The organism is Saccharothrix sp. HUAS TT1 (assembly GCF_040744945.1).
Lineage (GTDB): Bacteria > Actinomycetota > Actinomycetes > Mycobacteriales > Pseudonocardiaceae > Actinosynnema.
Genome location: NZ_CP160453.1, coordinates 6,010,322 through 6,029,668 on the forward strand (window position 1 = coordinate 6,010,322; position 19,347 = coordinate 6,029,668).

The 19,347-nt window shown below is 73.3% G+C and carries 18 protein-coding genes; 5 read left to right on the forward strand and 13 right to left on the reverse strand.

The window, feature by feature from the left end; genetic code table 11:
* Positions 1-60: 60 nt before the first annotated feature.
* Positions 61-921, forward strand: coding sequence for a manganese catalase family protein (locus AB0F89_RS27080; protein WP_367128427.1), 861 nt, complete (start codon positions 61-63; stop codon positions 919-921).
* Between the two features lie 63 nt (positions 922-984).
* Positions 985-2,217, forward strand: coding sequence for an Nramp family divalent metal transporter (locus tag AB0F89_RS27085; RefSeq protein ID WP_367128428.1), 1,233 nt, complete (start codon positions 985-987; stop codon positions 2,215-2,217).
* Positions 2,218-2,222: 5 nt separating this feature from the next.
* Here the strand turns inward: AB0F89_RS27085 and AB0F89_RS27090 are convergent, their stop codons facing one another.
* Together AB0F89_RS27090 and AB0F89_RS27095 are read right to left on the reverse strand one after the other, a co-directional pair.
* Entirely contained in the window at positions 2,223-3,020 is a 798-nt protein-coding gene (locus AB0F89_RS27090; RefSeq protein WP_367128429.1) for an MBL fold metallo-hydrolase, read from the reverse strand.
* 60 nt (positions 3,021-3,080) lie between these two features.
* On the reverse strand, positions 3,081-3,257 hold the full coding sequence (locus AB0F89_RS27095; RefSeq protein WP_367128430.1) for a hypothetical protein: 177 nt from the start codon (positions 3,255-3,257) through the stop codon (positions 3,081-3,083).
* A gap of 148 nt (positions 3,258-3,405) precedes the next feature.
* On the opposite strand from AB0F89_RS27095, the gene AB0F89_RS27100 reads away from it, so the two are divergent.
* Positions 3,406-5,550 (forward strand): hypothetical protein, encoded by a 2,145-nt coding sequence (locus tag AB0F89_RS27100; protein WP_367128431.1) that lies wholly within the window; start codon positions 3,406-3,408, stop codon positions 5,548-5,550.
* Positions 5,551-5,561: 11 nt separating this feature from the next.
* Here AB0F89_RS27100 and icmF read toward each other — a convergent pair whose 3' ends face one another.
* Positions 5,562-8,801, reverse strand: a complete 3,240-nt coding sequence (gene icmF, locus AB0F89_RS27105) for a fused isobutyryl-CoA mutase/GTPase IcmF (RefSeq protein ID WP_367128432.1) — start codon at positions 8,799-8,801, stop codon at positions 5,562-5,564.
* A 151-nt stretch (positions 8,802-8,952) separates the two neighbouring features.
* Here icmF and AB0F89_RS27110 point away from each other — a divergent pair, with 151 nt between their 5' ends.
* Both AB0F89_RS27110 and AB0F89_RS27115 read left to right on the forward strand, forming a co-directional pair.
* Positions 8,953-9,120 (forward strand): hypothetical protein, encoded by a 168-nt coding sequence (locus AB0F89_RS27110; protein ID WP_367128433.1) that lies wholly within the window; start codon positions 8,953-8,955, stop codon positions 9,118-9,120.
* A 66-nt stretch (positions 9,121-9,186) separates the two neighbouring features.
* Complete coding sequence (locus AB0F89_RS27115; protein ID WP_367128434.1) at positions 9,187-9,816, forward strand: alpha-ketoglutarate-dependent dioxygenase AlkB; 630 nt, start codon at positions 9,187-9,189, stop codon at positions 9,814-9,816.
* A 354-nt stretch (positions 9,817-10,170) separates the two neighbouring features.
* Here AB0F89_RS27115 and AB0F89_RS27120 read toward each other — a convergent pair whose 3' ends face one another.
* The 10 genes from AB0F89_RS27120 to AB0F89_RS27165 form a co-directional block, all read right to left on the reverse strand.
* Positions 10,171-11,211 carry an ATP-grasp domain-containing protein gene (locus AB0F89_RS27120; protein WP_367128435.1) on the reverse strand — a complete coding sequence of 347 codons (1,041 nt, stop codon included), beginning with the start codon at positions 11,209-11,211 and terminating at the stop codon, positions 10,171-10,173.
* Positions 11,212-11,267: 56 nt separating this feature from the next.
* The gene (locus AB0F89_RS27125; RefSeq protein ID WP_367128436.1) at positions 11,268-12,356 is read right to left on the reverse strand and encodes an alpha/beta hydrolase; all 1,089 of its coding nucleotides are present in this window, start codon (positions 12,354-12,356) and stop codon (positions 11,268-11,270) included.
* Between the two features lie 40 nt (positions 12,357-12,396).
* Positions 12,397-13,077 carry a WXG100 family type VII secretion target gene (locus AB0F89_RS27130; protein ID WP_367128437.1) on the reverse strand — a complete coding sequence of 227 codons (681 nt, stop codon included), beginning with the start codon at positions 13,075-13,077 and terminating at the stop codon, positions 12,397-12,399.
* A 147-nt stretch (positions 13,078-13,224) separates the two neighbouring features.
* The gene (locus AB0F89_RS27135) at positions 13,225-13,569 is read right to left on the reverse strand and encodes a WXG100 family type VII secretion target (protein ID WP_367128438.1); all 345 of its coding nucleotides are present in this window, start codon (positions 13,567-13,569) and stop codon (positions 13,225-13,227) included.
* Entirely contained in the window at positions 13,566-13,913 is a 348-nt protein-coding gene (locus AB0F89_RS27140) for a YbaB/EbfC family nucleoid-associated protein (RefSeq protein WP_367139008.1), read from the reverse strand. The genes AB0F89_RS27135 and AB0F89_RS27140 overlap by 4 nt, the downstream gene beginning before the upstream one ends.
* Before the next feature lie 52 nt (positions 13,914-13,965).
* Positions 13,966-14,751, reverse strand: coding sequence for an ESX secretion-associated protein EspG (locus AB0F89_RS27145; RefSeq protein WP_367128439.1), 786 nt, complete (start codon positions 14,749-14,751; stop codon positions 13,966-13,968).
* Positions 14,748-15,089: a hypothetical protein gene (locus AB0F89_RS27150; RefSeq protein WP_367128440.1), complete on the reverse strand. Its 342-nt coding sequence runs from the start codon at positions 15,087-15,089 to the stop codon at positions 14,748-14,750. The genes AB0F89_RS27145 and AB0F89_RS27150 overlap by 4 nt, the downstream gene beginning before the upstream one ends.
* Positions 15,086-16,246 (reverse strand): hypothetical protein, encoded by a 1,161-nt coding sequence (locus AB0F89_RS27155; protein WP_367128441.1) that lies wholly within the window; start codon positions 16,244-16,246, stop codon positions 15,086-15,088. Before AB0F89_RS27155 ends, AB0F89_RS27150 begins: the two co-directional genes overlap by 4 nt.
* A gap of 125 nt (positions 16,247-16,371) precedes the next feature.
* Positions 16,372-18,744 carry a helix-turn-helix domain-containing protein gene (locus AB0F89_RS27160; protein ID WP_367128442.1) on the reverse strand — a complete coding sequence of 791 codons (2,373 nt, stop codon included), beginning with the start codon at positions 18,742-18,744 and terminating at the stop codon, positions 16,372-16,374.
* 120 nt (positions 18,745-18,864) lie between these two features.
* Positions 18,865-19,326, reverse strand: a complete 462-nt coding sequence (locus AB0F89_RS27165; protein WP_367128443.1) for a winged helix-turn-helix transcriptional regulator — start codon at positions 19,324-19,326, stop codon at positions 18,865-18,867.
* Positions 19,327-19,347: the final 21 nt, after the last annotated feature.

The window sequence follows — 19,347 nt, forward strand, 5'->3', positions numbered from 1 at the left end:
GCGCCGCCGCGGTCATGCGCCGCTCCTAACGTCGGCGCCCTGAGCCACCGAGGAGGCGTGATGTTCCTGCACACCAGCAAGTTGCAGTTCGAGGCGAAGCCCTCGCAGCCCGACGCGCTGTTCGCCCGCAAGCTCCAGGAGCTGATCGGCGGCGCGTACGGCGAGATGACCGTGACGATGCAGTACCTGTTCCAGGGCTGGAACTGCCGCATGGAGGGCAAGTACAAGGACTTGATCATGGACGTGGCCACCGAGGAGATCGGCCACGTGGAGATGCTCGCGACGATGGTGGCCCGGCTCCTGGAAGGCGCGCCGTCCGGGGTGACCGCGAAGGCCGTGGAGGACCCGGTGATCGCCGCGGTGGTCGGCGGCATGGACGTGCAGCAGGCCATCGTCAGCGGCGGCGGGCCGACGCTGTCGGACAGCAACGGGGTGCCGTGGAACGGCCGGTACATCGTGGCCAGCGGCAACCTCATGGCCGACTTCCGAGCCAACGTCGCGGCCGAGGCGCAGGGCAGGCTGCAAACCGCGCGGCTCTACAACATGACCGACGACCCCGGCGTGCGCGACATGCTCAAGTTCAACCTCGCCCGCGACACCGCGCACCAGAACATGTGGCTGGCCGCCATCGAAGAGCTCCAAGAGGACGGCCTGGAGGGCCCGATCAGCCCGAGCGCGCTGTTCGACGAGGAGCACCAGGAGCACGCCGGCACCATCTGGCACAACTCCGACGGCACGTCGGGCCCCGAGGGCCGTTGGGCGTCCGGACCGACCCCGGACGGCGCGCACGAGTTCTCCTACCTCATGGACGCGCAGCCGCTCGGCGGCAAGGCTTCTGCCCCGAAGCCGGACCCGCTGCTGTACGCGACCAGCCCGGCCAACCTGGGCCTGATCGAGCAGGCCATCCGCAAGCTCACCTGATCACCCACCGTGGCGGTCACCCTGATCGGGTGACCGCCACGAGAGCGCGGAAGGCACGGTGGAATGGTCGGCATCTCGTTGAGCCCACCGGTGGTGGCGCGCCTGCGCTCGGCCGCCGTGGTGATGGGCCCGGCGTTCGTGGTCGCGGTCGCCTACGTCGACCCCGGCAACTTCGCCACCAACATGGCGGGTGGCGCCGCCCACGGGTACCTGCTGCTGTGGGTGATCGTCGGCGCGAGCGCGTTGGCGATGTTCATCCAGTACCAGTCGGCCAAGCTGGGCGTGGTGACCGGTCGGAACCTGCCGCAGCTCTGCCGGGAGCGCTACCCGCGACCGGTGACCGGCCTGCTGTGGGCTCAGGCCGAGCTGGTGGCGATGGCCACCGACCTGGCCGAGTTCGTCGGGGCCGCGGTGGCGCTGAACCTGCTGTTCGGGGTGCCGCTGCTGCCGGCCGCCCTGATCACCGCCGTGGTGTCGGCCGGCCTCCTGGCGCTGGCGCCGCTGCGCCGGCGGCGGTTCGAGTCGGTGATCGTCGGGCTGCTCGCGATCGTGCTCGGCGGGTTCCTCTACCAGGCCCTCCAGCTCGGGCCGCTGACCGGGGCGGCCGCCGGGCTGGTGCCGGGGTTCGCGGGCGTGGACAGCGTCCTGCTGGCCACCGGCATGCTGGGCGCGACGGTCATGCCGCACGTGATCTACCTGCACTCCGCGCTGACCCAGCACCACCACACCACCGACCCCGTCGCGCGACGCCGGACGCTGCGCGCGAGCCGCGTGGACATCGTCGTCGCCCTCGGCGTCGCCGGGCTGGTCAACGTGAGCATGCTGGTCGTGGCCGCGGGGGCGTTCCACGGCGGCGGCGCGCCCCGCGAGTCGCTGGAGGACATGCACACCGGACTGGGCGACCTGCTCGGCCAGGGCGCGGCGCTGGCGTTCGCGCTGGCGCTGCTGGCCTCGGGCCTGGCCGCGTCCAGCGTCGGCACCTACTCCGGCCAGGTCGTCATGGAGGGCTTCCTGCGCCGCCGCATCCCGCTGTCGCTGCGCAGGCTGCTGACCATGGCCCCGGCGCTGGTCGTGCTCGCGCTCGGCGTCGACCCGACCAAGGCGCTGGTGCTCAGCCAGGTGGTGCTGTCGTTCGGCATCCCCTTCGCCCTGGTCCCGCTGGTGCTGCTCGGCCGGCGGCGGGACGTCATGGGCAGCGCGGTGAACCGCCGGACCACCACGCTGGTGGGCGCGGCGGGCGCGGTCGTCATCTCCGCGCTCAACGTCTTCCTGCTGGTCCGCACGATCTGGGGATGACCCGCCTACCCCGGCAGGGTGAACGAACGGCCCCGGTCCACGTAGGAGACCGCGACCGGCGGCCTGCGGCGCTCGACCTCGGCGGTGAAGTCCGACAGCGGCGACTTCATCACGCTGTAGTCGTCGAAGTGCACCGGCACGGCCTGGCGGGGGCGCAGCAGCTCCAGCAGGTCCACGCCCTGCTCGCCGTCCATCGTGAGCAGCACCCCGAGCACCTTGGTGCCACCCAGGTGCAGCACCGCGACGTCGATCGACGGGTACCGCTCCCGGATCTCGCCCAGGTCGTCGTGCACGAGCGTGTCACCGCTGATGTAGATGCGCAGCGGGGCGGCGGCGGGCGTGGCCCGGTACTCCACCATGCTGCCCATCACCGGCGGCAGCAACCGGGCGAGCCTGCCCCGCGCGTGCCGGCCGGGCAGCGACGTCACGGTCAGCGTCGCGCCGCCCTTCGCCAGGGTCAGGTCGGCCCACGTCGACAGCGCGACCGGCTCCCGGAACCCGCGCCGGCCCAGCCTGCGCGCCGCGTGCGGGGTGGTGAGGATCGGCAGGTCCCGGTCCAGCTCGCGGGAGGCCACCCGGTCGAAGTGGTCGCCGTGGAAGTGCGACAGCACGACCGCGTCCAGCGGCGGCAGCTCGCCGATCCCGATGGCCGGGTCCTTGCGGCGGCGTGCCAGGACGCCCTGCCCGATGTGCGTCCACTGCCCGCGGTGCAGGAAGTTGGGGTCGGTGAGCAGCGTGAACGGCCCCAACCGCAACACCGTGGTGGCGTTGCCGACGAAGAACAGCGAGTTCTGCCCGGTCATGGCGACGGGATAGCCCGTCGAGACGGCTTGAACCGCGGGTCATCCGCTCAACCGCCGGGTTCAGCCGCGGAGGACGAGCAGCACACCGACCGCTCCGGCCACCGCCGGCGCCGCCATCAGCAGGATGAGGCACAGTCGTGCCGTCCGACCCCAGCTCGACAGGACCTCGCTCACGACGTCCGAGGGTTCCTTGGCCGAGGCCGGCGGTGTGGTGTCGTCCAGGTGGTCCAGCCTCACGGTTACGCTCCCGTTCGATCGCTTGGTGTCGACACCAGCTTCGGGATTCCGGCGGTTGTCGCCAATGCCACCGCGACGCGGCCGCAGGTCGACCGCGGACAAGTCAGGACAACGGGGTTGTCGCCGCGACAACCCGGAACGGGGAGGCATGGCGGACAGCGGCGTCGGGCGACGGGGCGGGCGCCCGTGGCGGGCGTTGCCGGACGGGCAGCCCGAGCTCAACGCCCTGATCACGTGGCTGCGCGACCGGCTGGACCACCACGGGAGGACCCTGCGTGACCTGACAACGCCGATGAACCGCGGCAAGGACACGATCGCCAGGGCGCTCAGCGGCGACCGGAGGCCGGACTGGGAATTCGTGGTCGCCCTGCTGAGGGCCTGCGTGCCGCACGATCCCCGGGCGTCGGACCGCCTGGTCGCCATGGCGGAACCGCTGTGGAACGCCGCCGGGATCGGCACGGCGCCGCTGCCGGTCAACCGCAGTGCGGTCGAATCACTGCGCGCAGAGGTCCGCGCGGCGGAGACCCGGTGCCTCCGGGCCAGGTCCGCGGTCCACGTCCACCGGACGATCGTCGACCGCCTGCTGTGGCTCTTGAGCGGCCTCATCACCAGCATCGACACGCTCGCCGAACAGCGCGCGGAGCTGAACGCCAGGATCGCTGTCGAACAAGCCGACCGGCGCGCGGCGCAGGAGGCACTGGGCACAGCGCTCGAGCTCAACGTCCGACTCGCCGAGGCACGACACCGACTCCCCCAGGCCGAGCAGCAGTTGGACCGGGCACACGCCCAGTTGGCGCGGGCGAACCGGATCCACCAGGACGCGATCGGCGACCACCTGCACCTCCGTCAACGACTCCTCGAACTCGGTGGTGCCACCACCACCGACCGCGCGGCCTCCTTCGAGCTCGCCGCGCACAACGACCACGAACTCATGGGCAGCCTCGACCAGGTCGTGGCCGACGCGGTGCTCACCGCCAGTCGCCAGGCCCTCGACGGCGCTGCCGCCGAACTGGACGACCTGGCCGGTCCGCCACGCGTACCGGGGGGCGCGCACCTGGCGGACCCGCTGCCCGACGCCCGGTTGCTCGCCGCGTTGAGCGGTGGTGATCGGGCTCCGCAGCAGTGCGTGCTGCGCGTGGTCGACGCGCTGGTCCACGAGATGCCGTCGCACGGCGGCCACGACCGCACGACGATCGACATCGTGCTGCGGCGCGGGACCGGCGAAGCGATCGAGGCAGTCGTCGTCCGCGCCCGAGGACGCCGGCTCACCTCGGTCGGGCTGCCCCTGTTGGCGGCAGCGTACCCGTTGGGCAGGAAGATCACGGTGGGTGCGGTCACGGACGGCAGGTGGACCGAGTTCGAACTCGACCTGGGTGAACTCGGCGCCGGCCGGCGCCCGACCTCCCGGAGGCGGACGTCGGGCGCCGAGCCGCCCACCGACGTGGAGGTCGTCATCACCGACGTGCACGCCGACGCCTGGCACGTGCTGCGCAGACCGCGGATGATCGCCGAGCACATCGCGGACGTGTACAGCCATGCGCTGCGCCAAGGCGACCTCCGTGTCACCGTCGACGGCGATCCGGTGGCACCTCGGCTCCCGTGCGCCTGGAGGGAGGACCGCACGGTTCTGCGCCAAGACCAGGTGATCGCCGCGGTGCAGCACGTCGACTTCGTGTTGCCCCCGGACTTCCCCGGCACGCTCGCCCGGGAGCGACCCCGGCGCGTCCACGGGTGGTTGGGGATCCAGCGGTACCTGCACGAGGTGGACTACGGGATCGACTTCCTGTGGCGGGGCCGCAAGATCCTCGTCCGCGACAAGCGGCTGTTCACCTGGAACGACCCCCACCACGTCGAGCCGCAGCTGCGCGAGTACCCGGTGGACCTGCCGAACCAGGGGCGGATCATCGGCGAGATCCACTGCGACGACTTCGACGTGAACTTCCAGAAGAACGACTTCGAGATCACCGACGACACCCGAGGGCGACTGGCAGCGGGTATCCGCGGCACCGGGCCGATCCTTCCGATGGCCGCTCGCACACGCGGGTACCCGGAGAACACCAGTCCGCTCGGCCTCTTGGTGCACGGCTTCCGTCGCAGCAGCCCCGGCCTGCGCTGGTTGATGCCGGGCGACGGTCAGTCATCGCTGCACGAACTGTCACGCCAGTGGGCCGAACGCTTCCGAGCCGGCGACCCCGCGTTCCAGGACGACCGGATCTGGTACGAAGCAGCCCGTGATCACGAACTGCTCGCGCGCCCCGGGACGACGGCCACGGTGGTCCACCCGTCCGGGTGAACCACCGAGCGTCAGACGTTGCGCCGGTACTGGCCGCCCACCTCGAAGAACGCCTCGGTGATCTGCCCCAGCGTGCACACCCGCGCCGCGTCCACCAGGACCTCGAACACGTTCTCCCCCGACGCCGCGGCCTCCTTCAACCGGCGCAGGGCGGGCTCCGCCTCGGCGGCGTGCGCGGCGGCGAAGGAGCGGGTCCGCTCGACCTGGGAGCGCTTCTCCTCCTCCGTCGCCCGCGCCAGCTCGATCGACACGTGCTCGCGCTCCCCGCCCTCCGGCAGGAACGTGTTCACCCCGATCAGCGGCAGCGAGCCGTCGTGCTTGCGCTGCTCGTACAGCATCGACTCGTCCTGGATCCGGCCGCGCTGGTAACCGGTCTCCATCGCGCCCAGCACGCCGCCGCGCTCGGAGATCCGGTCGAACTCCGCCAGCACCGCCTCCTCGACCAGGTCGGTCAGCTCCTCGACCACGAACGAGCCCTGCAGCGGGTTCTCGTTCGCCGACAGGCCCCACTCCTTGTTGATGATCAGCTGGATCGCCATCGCCCGCCGCACCGACGACTCGGTCGGCGTGGTGATCGCCTCGTCGTAGGCGTTGGTGTGCAGGGAGTTCGTGTTGTCGTACAGCGCGCACAGCGCCTGCAGCGTGGTCCGGATGTCGTTGAAGTCCATCTCCTGCGCGTGCAGCGACCGACCGGACGTCTGCACGTGGTACTTGAACTTCTGCGACCGCTCGTTGGCCCCGTAGCGCTCCCGCATCGCGACCGCCCAGATCCGCCGCGCCACCCGGCCGATCACGCTGTACTCGGCGTCCATCCCGTTGGAGAAGAAGAACGACAGGTTCGGCGCGAAGTCGTCCACGTCCATGCCCCGCGCCAGGTACGACTCCACGTAGGTGAACCCGTTGGCCAGCGTGAACGCGAGCTGGCTGATGGGGTTCGCCCCCGCCTCGGCGATGTGGTAGCCCGAGATCGACACCGAGTAGAAGTTGCGCACCCCCTGCCGGATGAACCACTCCTGGATGTCGGCCATCATCCGCAGCGAGAACTCGGTGGAGAAGATGCAGGTGTTCTGCCCCTGGTCCTCCTTCAGGATGTCCGCCTGCACAGTGCCGCGCACGGTCGCCAGGGCCCGTGCCCGCAGCTCCCGCGCCTCCGCCTCGGACGGCTCCCGCCCGTGCTCGGCCCGGAACTCCTCCACCTGCTGGTCGATCACCGTGTTCAGGAAGAACGCCAGGATCGTGGGCGCCGGGCCGTTGATCGTCATCGACACCGACGTGGTGGGCGAGACCAGGTCGAACCCCTCGTACAGCGCCTTCATGTCGTCCAGCGTCGCGATGGACACCCCGGACGTGCCGATCTTGCCGTAGACGTCCGGCGGGGTGTCGGGGTCGCGGCCGTAGAGCGTCACCGAGTCGAACGCGGTGGACAGCCGGGTCGCCTCCGAGCCCTTCGACAGGTACTTGAACCGGCGGTTCGTCCGGAACGCGTCGCCCTCGCCCGCGAACATCCGCGCCGGGTCCTCGCCGTCGCGCTTGAACGGGAACACCCCCGCCGTGTACGGGAAGTGGCCGGGCAGGTTCTCCTTGCGCAGGAACCGCAGCAGCGTGCCGTCGTCCTCGTAGCGCGGCAACGACACCCGGCGCACCTCGTTGCCGGACAACGTCTCCCGCACCAGCTTGGTGCGGATCTCCCGGTCCCGCACCTTCACGACCATCTCGTCGCCGCTGTACGCCTCGACCACGCCCGGCCACGACGCCAGCAGCTCCGCCGACACCGCGTCGACCCGCCCCTCCGCCGACACCAGCAGCGACGAGATCGCCTCCGTGTCGTGCCCGGCCGACTCCAGCTCGGCCCGCGCCGCCCGCAGGTGCGCCACCCGCCGCACCGCGTCCACGTGCGTCTCCGTCGCCCGGTGGTAGCCGCGCACGGTCTCGGCGATCTCGGCCAGGTACCGCACCCTGGTCGCGGGCACCACCGTCGCCGCCGACGTCGACACCCGGCCCGGCACGACCGGCAGCACGCCCTCGGCCACGTCCAGCCCGCGCTGCGCCAGCTCACCGCGCAGGTGCTGGTACAGGGCGGTCACGCCGTCGTCGTTGAACGTCGCCGCCGACGTGCCGAAGACCGGCATGTCCTCCCACGACGACCCGAACGCCTCCCGGTTGCGCACCAGCTGCCTGGCCACGTCGCGACGCGCGTCCTCCGCGCCCCGGCGCTCGAACTTGTTGATCGCCACCGCGTCGGCGAAGTCCAGCATGTCGATCTTCTCCAGCTGCGACGCGGCGCCGAACTCCGGCGTCATCACGTACAGCGAGAGGTCGACGAACGGCACGATCGCCGCGTCGCCCTGGCCGATGCCGGGCGTCTCCACCACGATCAGGTCGAACCCGGCCGCCTTGCACGCCAGGATCGCGTCGGACAGCCCTTCCGGCACCTCCGAGCCGGCCCGGCGGGTCGCCAGCGACCGGAAGAAGACGCGGTCGCCGTCCAGGCAGTTCATCCGGATCCGGTCGCCGAGCAGCGCGCCGCCGCCGCGCCGGCGGGTCGGGTCGACCGCCAGCACCGCGACCCGCAGCTTGTCCTGCTGGTCCAGCCGGAACCGGCGGACCAGCTCGTCGGTCAGCGACGACTTGCCGGAACCACCCGTTCCGGTGATTCCCAGTACCGGCACCGGCCGTTCGGCGGCGGCCCGCGCCACCCGTTCGTGTACATCATCGGGCAGCACACCGGCCTCGATGAACGTGATCGCGCGGGCCAGCACGTCCTCGCTGCCCGCGAACAGCCCGTCCCACGACGACGGCGGGCGCTCGGCCAGCGGGCGGTCGCACGCCTCGACCATCGTGTTGATCATCCGGGCCAGGCCCAGCTGCTGGCCGTCGGCCGGCGAGAAGATCCGCGCCACCCCGCGCGAGTGCAGCAGCTCGATCTCCTCCGGCACGATCACGCCGCCACCGCCGCCGAAGACCTTGATGTGCCCCGCGCCGCGCTCGGCCAGCAGTTCGACCAGGTAGCTGAAGTACTCGACGTGCCCGCCCTGGTAGGCGCTGATCGCGATGCCCTGGACGTCCTCCTGCACGGCCGCGGCGACGACCTCGCGGACCGACCGGTTGTGGCCGAGGTGCACGACCTCGGCGCCCTGGGACTGCAGGATGCGCCGCATGATGTTGATCGCGGCGTCGTGCCCGTCGAACAGGCTGGCGGCGGTCACGAAGCGGACCGGGTGCAGCGGGGTGTGCAGCGGTGCAGCGGTCACGACCGGCTCCTTCGGCAGCGTGGATCTTCCCACCAGATTACTAGGACATCCATCTATCGGAAGTACGAGGAGTTGTGCGGCAGGTCACCCTGGCCGCGCGCCGCGAAGAACACGCGTGTAACTTCCGTCCAAACGGGGTAGAGGATCTTCCATGAGCAGCACACCTATCTACGACGAGCTGGCAGCCATCCTGCTCGCCGACCACCCTGGCGCCGCCGAATCGGCGACCGCCGGGAAGCCGCAGACCGAGCCGGTGGACGAGGCGTCCAAGCAGGTCAGGACCGGTGGCAGACGGCGCAAGCCGGAGCCGGACGCGTGATGCTCTTCAGTCAACACTGAAGCTATAGAACACATCGGGGTCGAACTCCTGTTCGACCCCCGCGCTATGCTCGGGCCCGTGCAGGTGTCGCTGTTCGACGACGGGGCCGAGGCGCCCGCGCTGCGCCCGCTGAGCGGCCTGCGGCGAACCGCCCTGGGGGACGGCGCGTGGGTCGACGTGCTCCCCGGCTGGCTGACCGGCGCGGACGCGGTGTTCCGCCGCCTGGTCGCCGAGGTCCCCTGGCGCGCCGAGCGCAGGCAGATGTACGAGCGCGTGGTCGACGTCCCGCGCCTGCTCCGCTTCTACGACGAGACCACGCCGCTGCCGGACCCGGTGCTGACGCGCGCCCGGGCCGAGCTGAGCGCCTGGTACGCCGACGAGCTCGGCGAGCCGTTCCGCACCGCCGGCCTCTGCTACTACCGCGACGGCCGGGACTCCGTCGCCTGGCACGGTGACACGATCGGGCGAGGTTCGACCGAGGACACGATGGTGGCGATCGTGTCGGTGGGCACGCCCCGCGCGCTGGCGCTGCGACCCCGAGGTGGTGGCACGACCCTGCGGTACGCGCTCGGCCACGGCGACCTGATCGTCATGGGCGGGTCGTGCCAGCGGACGTGGGAGCACGCCGTGCCCAAGGCGGCGAAGGCGGTCGGTCCGCGCATCAGCATCCAGTTCCGGCCGCGCGGCGTCCGCTGACGCCCTTCGCGGCAGCGCGGAGATCCATGACCGGCGCCCTCACAGCGGCCGCGGTGGCCATGAGCGGCGTCATCGCGGCGGCCTCTCCGACACCTGGGACAACGACCCGTCCAACGACGAGGACTGCGGCTGGCGGGGCGGCAAGGCGGGTCGTGGAACCCCAATGCGCCGTCGCTCGGCGCGGGCGCGTCGGTGGCGCTCGGCTTCACCGCGAACGGCGCACGGCGAGCACGCCTGCCGGTGTGACATTGGGCGGAGCAGCCTGCACGGCGTGACACTCCGACGAAAGGCCGTGGGGGCACGGCAGCGCGGCGGGCGCCCGGGTCGCGACCCGGGCGCCCGCCGCGCGGGGCGTCACTTGCGGAACGCGTCCTTGACCTTCTCGGCAGCCTGCTTGAGGTTGCCCTTCACCTGATCGCCCCTGCCCTCGGCCTCCAGGTCCCGGTCGTCGGTGGCGCGACCGGTCGTCTCCTTGACCTTGCCCTTGAGCTCGTCCGCCTTGGCGTCGAACTTGTCGTCAATGCCCATGACGTCCGAGTACCCGTCGGTGACCAGCGGAAAACGCGCCTGCTCGATGATCCGGATCATGGTTTCGGGAGCGGTGGTCCGCGGCCGGTCGCTCACCTGCCCGTCGCCCAGCTCCACCACCCGCCACGCGCCGTCCGCGCGCCGGGCCAGGTCGACGGTGACGAACCGCAGGCGCCGCACCAGCGGGCCGATCGCGGTGACGTCCGGCGCGTCGACGACGTCGTCGGGGGTGTCGGGGTGCGGTCCGACGAGCGCGCACGCGCCGTCCACCCACCACGTGCGGACCTCGGCGGAGGTGAACGGCTCGAAGCGGCGCAGCACGAAGCCGCCGGTCGCGTCGTCGTCCCTCAGCTCGGTGAAGCGGCGGGCGACGGCCCAGGACGCGTCGGCGTCGGCCAGGTCGGGGATGTAGGCGGCTTCGTGCCAGTGGTGCTTCACCGACTTGGTGAAGTCGCGCAGCACGGCTGGTCCGGCGCCGAGGCGTTCGCGGGCCCGCTCGAAGCCGTCCCGGTCGAAGCCGTCGGTCCAGGCGGACTCCGGCGTCAGGTCCTTGAAGTCGTCGTACCAGCCCGGCAGTTCGTGCGCGGTCCGGTACTGGTCGGGGCTGGTCCGCAGCACGGCGCCGCGCCGCCCGAGGGCTTCGGCGAACGCGGCGTAGTGCTCGGAGCGCAGCATCCACCCCCGGTAGACGACGTCCTCGCCGGCAGGGGCCTTGGCGACCGCGCGGTCGGCCTCGCCCCGGGCCAGGGCGTCGTGGTCGACCACCGCGACCGGGTGCCCGGCCTCCCGGGCGGCGGCGGCCTCGGGCGCGAAGTGGGGGTCCGGTCGGGTGGCGCGGAGCGGGTCCGCCGGCACCAGCAGCATCATGGCCGCCATCGTGGTCGGCCGGGGCCGCGGGCGCCGGCGGATTGGGCCCTGTGCGCTTACGGGTGGGTGAGGCCGGCCATCAGCAGACCCACGAAGTGGTCCATGTCCGCCAGCAGGCAGGGCAGTTGCGCGTGCTTGCCGGTGCAGCCCTCCGCCCAACCGCTGCCGTCGCCGTAGTCGACGAACGTGTGCGGGATGCCCGCCGCCACCAGGTGGTCCCGGGTGACGAGGTTCGTCGCCCAGGCCCGGTTCTCCACCACGGCCTGGACCGGGTCCACGGTGAGGTCGCCGCCGTTGCCGGTGTAGAGGGCGACGCCCATGCCGCGCAGCGGGCCGACGTGCTGGGCCGGGCTCTCCCGGTTCCACACGCCGTCCAGCGGCCAGATCGGCGGACCGAAGATCGCGTCGATCGGGACCGTCGGCGTGCCGCTGCCGGGCAGCTGCGTGGTGGCGACGACCGTCGCCCGCAGCTCCTGGCTCAGCAGGTCCAGCCCGCCGGAGAAGGAGCCGACGTAGCCGAACAGCTCCGGCCGGTGCTCGGCGTAGTGCAGCGCGCCGAAGCCGCCCATCGAGTGGCCGGAGATCGCCCGGCCGTCCCTGGTCGGGATCGTGCGCAGGTTCGCGTCCACGAACGGGACCACCTGGTCCAGGTGGAAGGTCTCCCAGTTCTGCGGGCCGAGCGCGGCGGGCGGGTTCACCCAGTTCGAGTACCAGCCCCGGCCGGAGCCGTTGGGCGCCACCGTGATCAGCGGCACGCCCGCCGTGGTCTCCTCGAACAGCCGCTGGTTCGCGACCGTGTTCGGCCGGTCCGGGTGGCCGTGCAGGTGGTACTGCACCGGGTAGCGGGTGGCGGCGTCCTGGTCGTAGCCCTCCGGCAGGGTCACCATCACCACGTGCTCGCCGGAGACCTGGCCCGCCATCACGGAGTACGCGGGCACCTGGGCGGTGCGCACGGTGAACACGAACGTGCGCCCGTTGTCGTCCACCCACGCGGGCTGGCTCACCACGGTCAGCCCGTGCCCGTCGGCGAACACCGGCGGCGCGCTCGCCGCCGGTGCGCTCGTCGCCGACGCGGCCCCGCCGGACAGCCCGAGCGCACCGACCACGGCCAGCGCGGCCCCGGTGGCGGTCAGTCGTCGCATCATGCCCCTCCCTCTCACAGCACGTGTCCAGGTGTCGTTCCGGTCATGCGCTGCCCGCCGGCTCGTCGGCGGGCTTCCCCGGTCCCGGCGCCGTGCCGCTCCCCCGGGCCTGCTCGCCGATGAACGACAGCACCTCCTTGACGACCTTCAGCACGCCGAGCGCGCCCTCGACCAGCTTGATCAGGTTCTCGCCGCTGGTCAGCAGCTCGGCCAGCTTGGCCGCGATCCGACCGCCGTAGTCGGCGGCGATCTGCACGCACTGCGGGATCGCCACCGCGAGGCTCTGGCCGAACGTGGCCGGCGCCGCGGCGATCGCCTCGGTGATGATCGGCGCGATCCTGGCGACCACCTCGGTGATCAGCGCGGTGACGGCGGCGACGGTCTTGGCGACGACCTCGCCGGCCGCGATGAGCGCCTTGGCCGACGTCAGCGACGTCTCGGCGATCGAGAGGATGCCGTCGGCCAGCTCGGTGCCCGCCTTGAGGTAGTCCGTCGCGGACTGCCCGGACCACCCGCCGGTCTCGGCCGCCGCGGACGAGCGGTACTCGTCGGCCACCGACGTCGCGTCCCGGCCGGCGGCGGCGAACTCGCCCGCGCCGGACGCGACCGACCCGGGGTCGCCGCGCAGTCGGCCCAGCGGCTCCTCCAGGAACGAGATCATCGGGGTGAGGAACCCCGCGCCCGCGCTGTCCAGGGCCGACAACGGCCGGGTGTCCGAGCCCATCGCGTCGAGCGGGGCGTCCGGGTCACCGGCCAGCCCGCCCGACTGCCACTCCCCGCCGTCGATGGCGGCGCCGGTGGCGCGCAGTTCGGCGAGCAGGGGCGGCGACCCGTCCCGCGTCCGACGTCGTGCCCGCGTCCTCGGTCCTGGTCAGGGTCGTGGCCACCGGGTGCTCCCTTCCGCGGTCGCCCCGATGCCGGTCAGCCCGGTGGCGTGGTCGTCGTCGGTGCGCTCGTAGTGCTCGGCCGACCGCCGCAGGCCGGCGCCGACCTGGTCGACCACCGCGGCGGCGTGGCCGAACGCGTCCAGCGTCGTGGCCATCGCGCCGCCGAGCCCGGCGGTGAGGAAACCGGCGAACGAGCCGAGCGACTGCTCGCCGAGCGCGCCCGGCAGCCGCGTCCCCGTCCCGGCGAGGCGGTCGGCGTGGGCCGCCACCCGGCCGGCGTGCGCGCGCAGCTGCTCGGGGTCGACGGCGAAGGCGCCCTGCCCGGTCATCGACCGACCTCCGCGGGCAGGTGCTCGGTGATCCGGGACAACGCCTCGCCCTCGCCCAGGTAGTCCGACATCACCTCAGCCATCCGCGCGCCGGCCAGCCGCTGCGCGTCGCGCGCGGTGGCGACGATGAGCACGGCCAGCGCGTCCGCCTCCAGCCTGCGGGCGGCCGGGGTGAGCGTGACCTGGTCGAGCAGCCCCCCGGCGTTCACGGTCACGCTCACCTCGCCCCGCGGCGACGTCGCGGTCGCGCCGACCTCGCGCAGGCTCGCACTCGCGGCGCGCGCGCCGTGCGCCGCCCGTTCAAGGCGCTCCCGGTAGTCCGCCAGCCACTGCGCCGGGTCCATGGTCCTCCCCTTCCGTGTGTCCACTCGTGGTCCTCCTGGCCGACCCGGCCGATCAGGCGCGGGCGACCTCCGCGACCTCGCCGATGAGCCGGACGAGATCGCCGTGCCGCAACGGGTTCACGCTCACCCAGCCGCCGTCCCCGCGATCCACCCGCACCCTGCCCCGCGCGCTGTCCAGCCAGGACACCTCGCGCAACCGGGTGACGGCGGCGCCGGACCGGCGGACGACGCCGAGCTGGCCCCGGCCGGTCACCGCGGGGAACAGCTCGACGAGCCGGTCCACCGCCCCCGGGTCGCCGCCGCACGCGCGCACCAGTTCGCGCGCCTGCCGCCGGGTGTCCGGCTCGTCGCCGGTCAGGTCCAGGGCGCCGTCGACCGCGCCCGGTGGCAGCGTGATCGGCATGGTCACCGCGGCCCGGACGTCCGGGACCAGGGCGGTCAGCTCGCCGGCCAGGTCGTCGGCCGGGACGGCGACGACCCGGACCGCGCTCCCCCACCCGGCGCCCGACGTCTGCCGGCACACCACCGCGCGGTCCTGGTGGACCACGGCCACCGCGCCGGTGACCACCCCGCCGATCACCACCAGGTCGACCGAGGCCCGGTGCTCCCGCAGCGCGGTGACCAGCTCCTGCGCCACCCCGACCGGGCCGTCGCCGGTGGCCAGGCCGCGGGCGCGCAGCCCGTGCGCGGCCTCGGCGAGCAGCGCGTCCCGCTCCCGGGCGACCGCGCCGAACACCTGCGTCCGCAGCGGGAACGGCAGGCGCGCGCCGGCGTGGGTGGCCAGCAGGTCCAGCTCGACTGGCGTGAAGTCGACCCCGCTGTCGATCGTGGCGGTCACGGCGTCGCCGCCGAACCGCGTTCACCGGCCGCGCGCACCGACGACCCCGCATCGGCGTCCACCGCGGCGTACGCGTCCTTGGCCTCGGCCAGCATCCGCCGGAACGCCTCGACCTCGCGCTGCGCCGCGCCGACCTCGCCCGCCAGCCCGGACTCCCCCGCCGCCGCGCGCAGCCGTTGCGCCAGCTCCACCGCGGGCGGCGCGGTGCCGAGCATCGGCTCTCGTGCGGCCAGCGCGCCCACCGCCGACACCAGGTCGCCGGTCAGGTCGCCGAGCCTGGTCAGCGTGGCGATCCGGGCCTCGATCAGGTCCAGCTCGACGTGGTACCCCTCGTTCACGGCCGCGCTCCCGTCGTCTCGCCGATGACCGCCGGGCTGACCGGGTCGTCCACGGTGAACAGGCCGTGGTCGACCGTCGGCATCCGGTTCTCGTGCTGTTCGTCGTCACCGCCGCCGGGACGCCCGCCGACCGGTGGGGCCACCGCCGCCTGACCGGCGCCTCGCGTCGCGGCGGGGTCGGCGGCGCCCGGGCCGAACGACGTGCCGAACGGGCCCGCCGCGCCGAGCAGCACACCGGCCCGCATGCCCGGCGCGAGCTGCGCGGCGTGCCCCGCCTGCGCTCCGGCGCCGACCGGCGTCGGACCGACCGCCGACCCGCCGCCACCCAGCAGCCGCGCCCACGGCACACCGCCGCGCGAGCCGGTCACCGAGCCACCGGCCGTCCGGTTCGGGGTTCCCGGGACGGCTGCCGGGACGTTGGCGCGCGACACCGGCGCGGCCGGTGGGATCGCGCCGCGGGCCTGGTCGATGAGCCGGCCGCTGCCCGCGAGGCTCGATTCGTAGGCGCGCATGGCGCGCACGGCTTCCGCCTTCTGCTGGTCCGCCGAGGCCGCGCCGAAGTAGAAGCTGAACCCGGCGCCGCCGACCACGCCGAACGCCGCGCTCGTGCCGGAGGTGGTCGTGGTCGGGGCGAACATCCCGCTGAAGTTCGACGCGGGCGCGAAGGACGCCATCGGGAAGGTGGGTGCGCTCGGGAAGGCGGGCAGGGGCGGTAGGGGTGGTAGGGGCGGCAGGCCCGCTCCGAAAGCGGACTGCACCGAGGTCGGCTGCCCGTTACCGAAGGGCACGGCCGGGTCGGCGGGTGGCGGCGGCATCGTGGCCCTCGCCGTGGCCAGCGCGTCGGCGGCCTCCTGCGCGGCCACCTGCCCGGCCCGCGCCAGCTCGCTGATCTTCTCCACCCTGGCGGCCAGCGCGTCCAGCCGGTCGGCCGCCTCCTCGGCCGCCGGACCGCTCCAGCCGTCCAGCAGGGCGGCCCGCTGCTCCCGCAGCACCTCGGCGTGCGCGTCCAGCGCGACGCGGTGCCGCGCCCACTCGGTGGCGACCACGCTCACGTCGGCGACGTCCGCGTCCTCCCACAGCATCCGGTACAGCTCCTCGTGGCTGTACGCGTCCCAGTTGGTCCCGCCGACCGCCGACGCCGATCCCTCTGCTGACACCCCGCGACCCCCTCCCACCGCCGACCCCGTCTCCGGCTGGGCCAATGCTGGCGACGCGGGGCGGCGGCGAACAGGCAGATCGACAGGCCATCTGTGGCCGGTGTGCCTGAGCAGGGCGGACGACCTCAGCGGCCGGTGCGGTAGCTCTCGGTCAGGTGGTCCTGGAGGCGGGCGTGGCGGAACTGGTAGACCGCACCGACCCGGCGCAGCACGCCACGCCGGTACGCGTCGTCGAGGAACCCCTCCACGACCCACGGCAGCCGGCCGGTCAGCGGCAGCCAGAACCGGGCGAACACCACCCACTGGCCCCACGCGGTCATGCCGAGCACGTAGCCGATCGTCCCGCCGAGCGCGCCGACGAGCCCGAGCACGAACCCGGACAGCCCGCTCCACACCATCGTGATCCCCGACCACGCCTCCAGCGGCAACGACGTCCACGCCAGGACGATGAGCCAGGTCGTGGCCGCGACGAAGGCGGCGAACATCGGCATGAACAACGCCATCTGGACCAGCACGGTCCGGCGGTTCGCCCGGAGCAGCCCGGCCGGGCTGGCGGCCGACCGGAGGTCCAGCGGCGACTCGACCGCGGCGATCAGCCCGAAGGCGAGCATGGCGCCGGAGCCGAACACCGCGGTGAACACGCCGAGGTCGATGAGCACCATCAGCGGCGGCTTGCCGACGCCGGTGATGACCAGCGCCGCCAGCTGCACGACCAGCCCGTAGGCGCACCCGACCAGGACGCCGAACAGCAGCCCCATCCGCGCCCTCGACCGCACCCGCGGCCACCTCGACCCCGGTCCGCCGCCGAACCCCAACCGCAGCCGGAACCGGACCGGTTGCAGCGGTTGGACGCGGGCGAGGTGCCAGTGCGCCAACCCGAACGACACTCCGGCGAGCAACCCGATCACGACGCCGAGCGCCACCAGCTCCACCGTCACCGCCTGGATCAGGACGCCCTCGACCACCACGTCGGCCACGGTCAGGCAGGCGCTGATCGCGAGGGCGACGACCAGCGCCCTGGCGCGGCGCGGGAGCGACGTGCCGAGCTGCCACCAGGCCAGGTTGTGCGTGCCCAACCGGGTCAGGTGGTCGGCGAGGTGGCCGAGCCAGCGCCGGACGTGCTCGACGTCGTACCCGCCCGCGCCCCGGCGCTCCTGGTAGACGGCGGGCACGAAACCGGCGAGCAGGTGCTGCTCGACCGCCTCCACCGCGTCGAACCGGGCGGCGTCCAGCAGTTCCGCCGGGTCGTGGCCCGGCGCGTCGCTGTAGATCCGGCGGGCCAGGGCGACCATCAGCGGCGTGGTGAGCACGGCCGCGAGCACGCCGTCGGGGTGCGCCAGCACCTGGTCGAGCACCGGTTGCCAGGGGTTGCCGGACCGGCCCGTCGTCCCGGTGGTGCGCGGCAGGTAGTCGGCCAGGTCGGCGCCGGTGAGGTCGACCAGCTCCACCGCGCCCGCCGCCCGGAGCACGCCGGTCGCCTCGACCGCGGCCCGGTACTCGGCGACCCGGCTGGTCACCAGCAGCGGCAGCGTGGTGGCGTTCAACGCGGCCAGCGCCGCCCGGTGCAGGCCGCCCGCGACCTCGTCGAAGCCGTCCAGCACCGGCAGCACGCGGTGGGCGTCCACCAGCGCGGCGGCCAGCGACGAGCCGCCGGGGCCCGGCGCGGCGAGGCCGGGGTGGTCGCGCACCAGCTGCTCGGCCAGCCAGTCCCGCAGCTCGGTGCGGACCGGGTTCCACGAGCCGAGGCCGAAGATCACCGGGACCGGGTCGGCCGGCGCCCTGGCGCCCAGCAGGTCGAGGACGAACCGCGTGGTCAGGATCGTCTTGCCCGCGCCGGCCCGGCCGAGCACCACCAGCCGGCGCGACGGGACGCGCCGGTAGACCTCCACGATCCGGTCGAGCCGACCGCCCAGGTCGAGCGGGCGCGCGGTCTCGCCGGGCTTCGCCACCCGGACGTTGGCCCAGCTGTCGCGCAGGGAGGCGGGTGCGGGTCGCCAGCGGACGGGTAGCGGCACCGGGTCGTGGACCTGCTGGTGCTCCTCCTCGCGGAGCCAGCGGGCGTGCACCGCGTGCGCCAGCGCGTCGGCCGCCTCGGCGAGCGGGTCCGCGCCGGGTGGCCGGGTCGCGGGTCCGGTGACGTCCTCGCTGGTCGGCCTCGCGTCCGGCGGCAGCACCGTGAACGGCTGGGCGTGACCCGGTGGGGTATCGGTCGGCCCGGTGTCGAACGGTCGGGTGCCGGTCGACCCGGTGCCGGTAGGTCCGGTGGCGGAGGGCTCGGTGTGACCGGCGGCGGCGAACAGCTCGGCGCGCTCGACCTCGGACAGCGGCAACGTGTCGGCCAGCAGCCGCACGGTGCGCACCTGCGGGTTGCCCCGCTTGCCCGCCTCCAGGTCGCGGACGGTCCGCACGCCGAGCCCGGCGCGTTCGGCCAGGTCGTCCTGGCTCCACCCGGCCCGCTGCCGCCGCTGCCGCAGTAAAGCGCCGAACCGGCTCGTCACACCCGTCCCCCAGCGTCGCGCCGAGGGCACTTCCGGTCGACGACCGGGCACAGCCGGTCCACACCTCGGCGCACCTGATCCTAGCCGGCGGCGAACGCGCGAACCCGGCCGGCGGGCTCGTCACCCCGGTGGCCGGGCCGCGCCCCCCGGTCGCCTGACGACCTTGCTCGGGTCCACCCGCTGCTCGCAGCAGTCGCAGATCATCAGGGTGCCGACGCTCCCGCCGCAGCCCGCGTGCTCGGCGACGATCGGCGGGCCGGTCGGCGTCGGCAGGTGCCGGTCGCCCCACGCCATGAGGGCGAGGACGACCGGCGTCAGGTCACGCCCCTTGGTGGTCAGCAGGTACTCGTGACGCGGCGGGCGGTCCTGGTACTGCACGCGCTCCAGCACGCCGTACTCGACCAGACCGTTGAGGCGGTCGCTGAGCACGTTGCGCGCGATCGGCATCCGGTTGAGGAAACCGTCGAACCGGGTGACCCCCGAAAGGGCGTCCCGCACGATCAGCAGGGTCCAGCGCTCGCCGACGACCTCCAGCGCCCGAGCGATCGAGCAGACCTGGTCGTCGTAAGTGCGTCGGAGCATTCGCGCATATTAACCATGGGT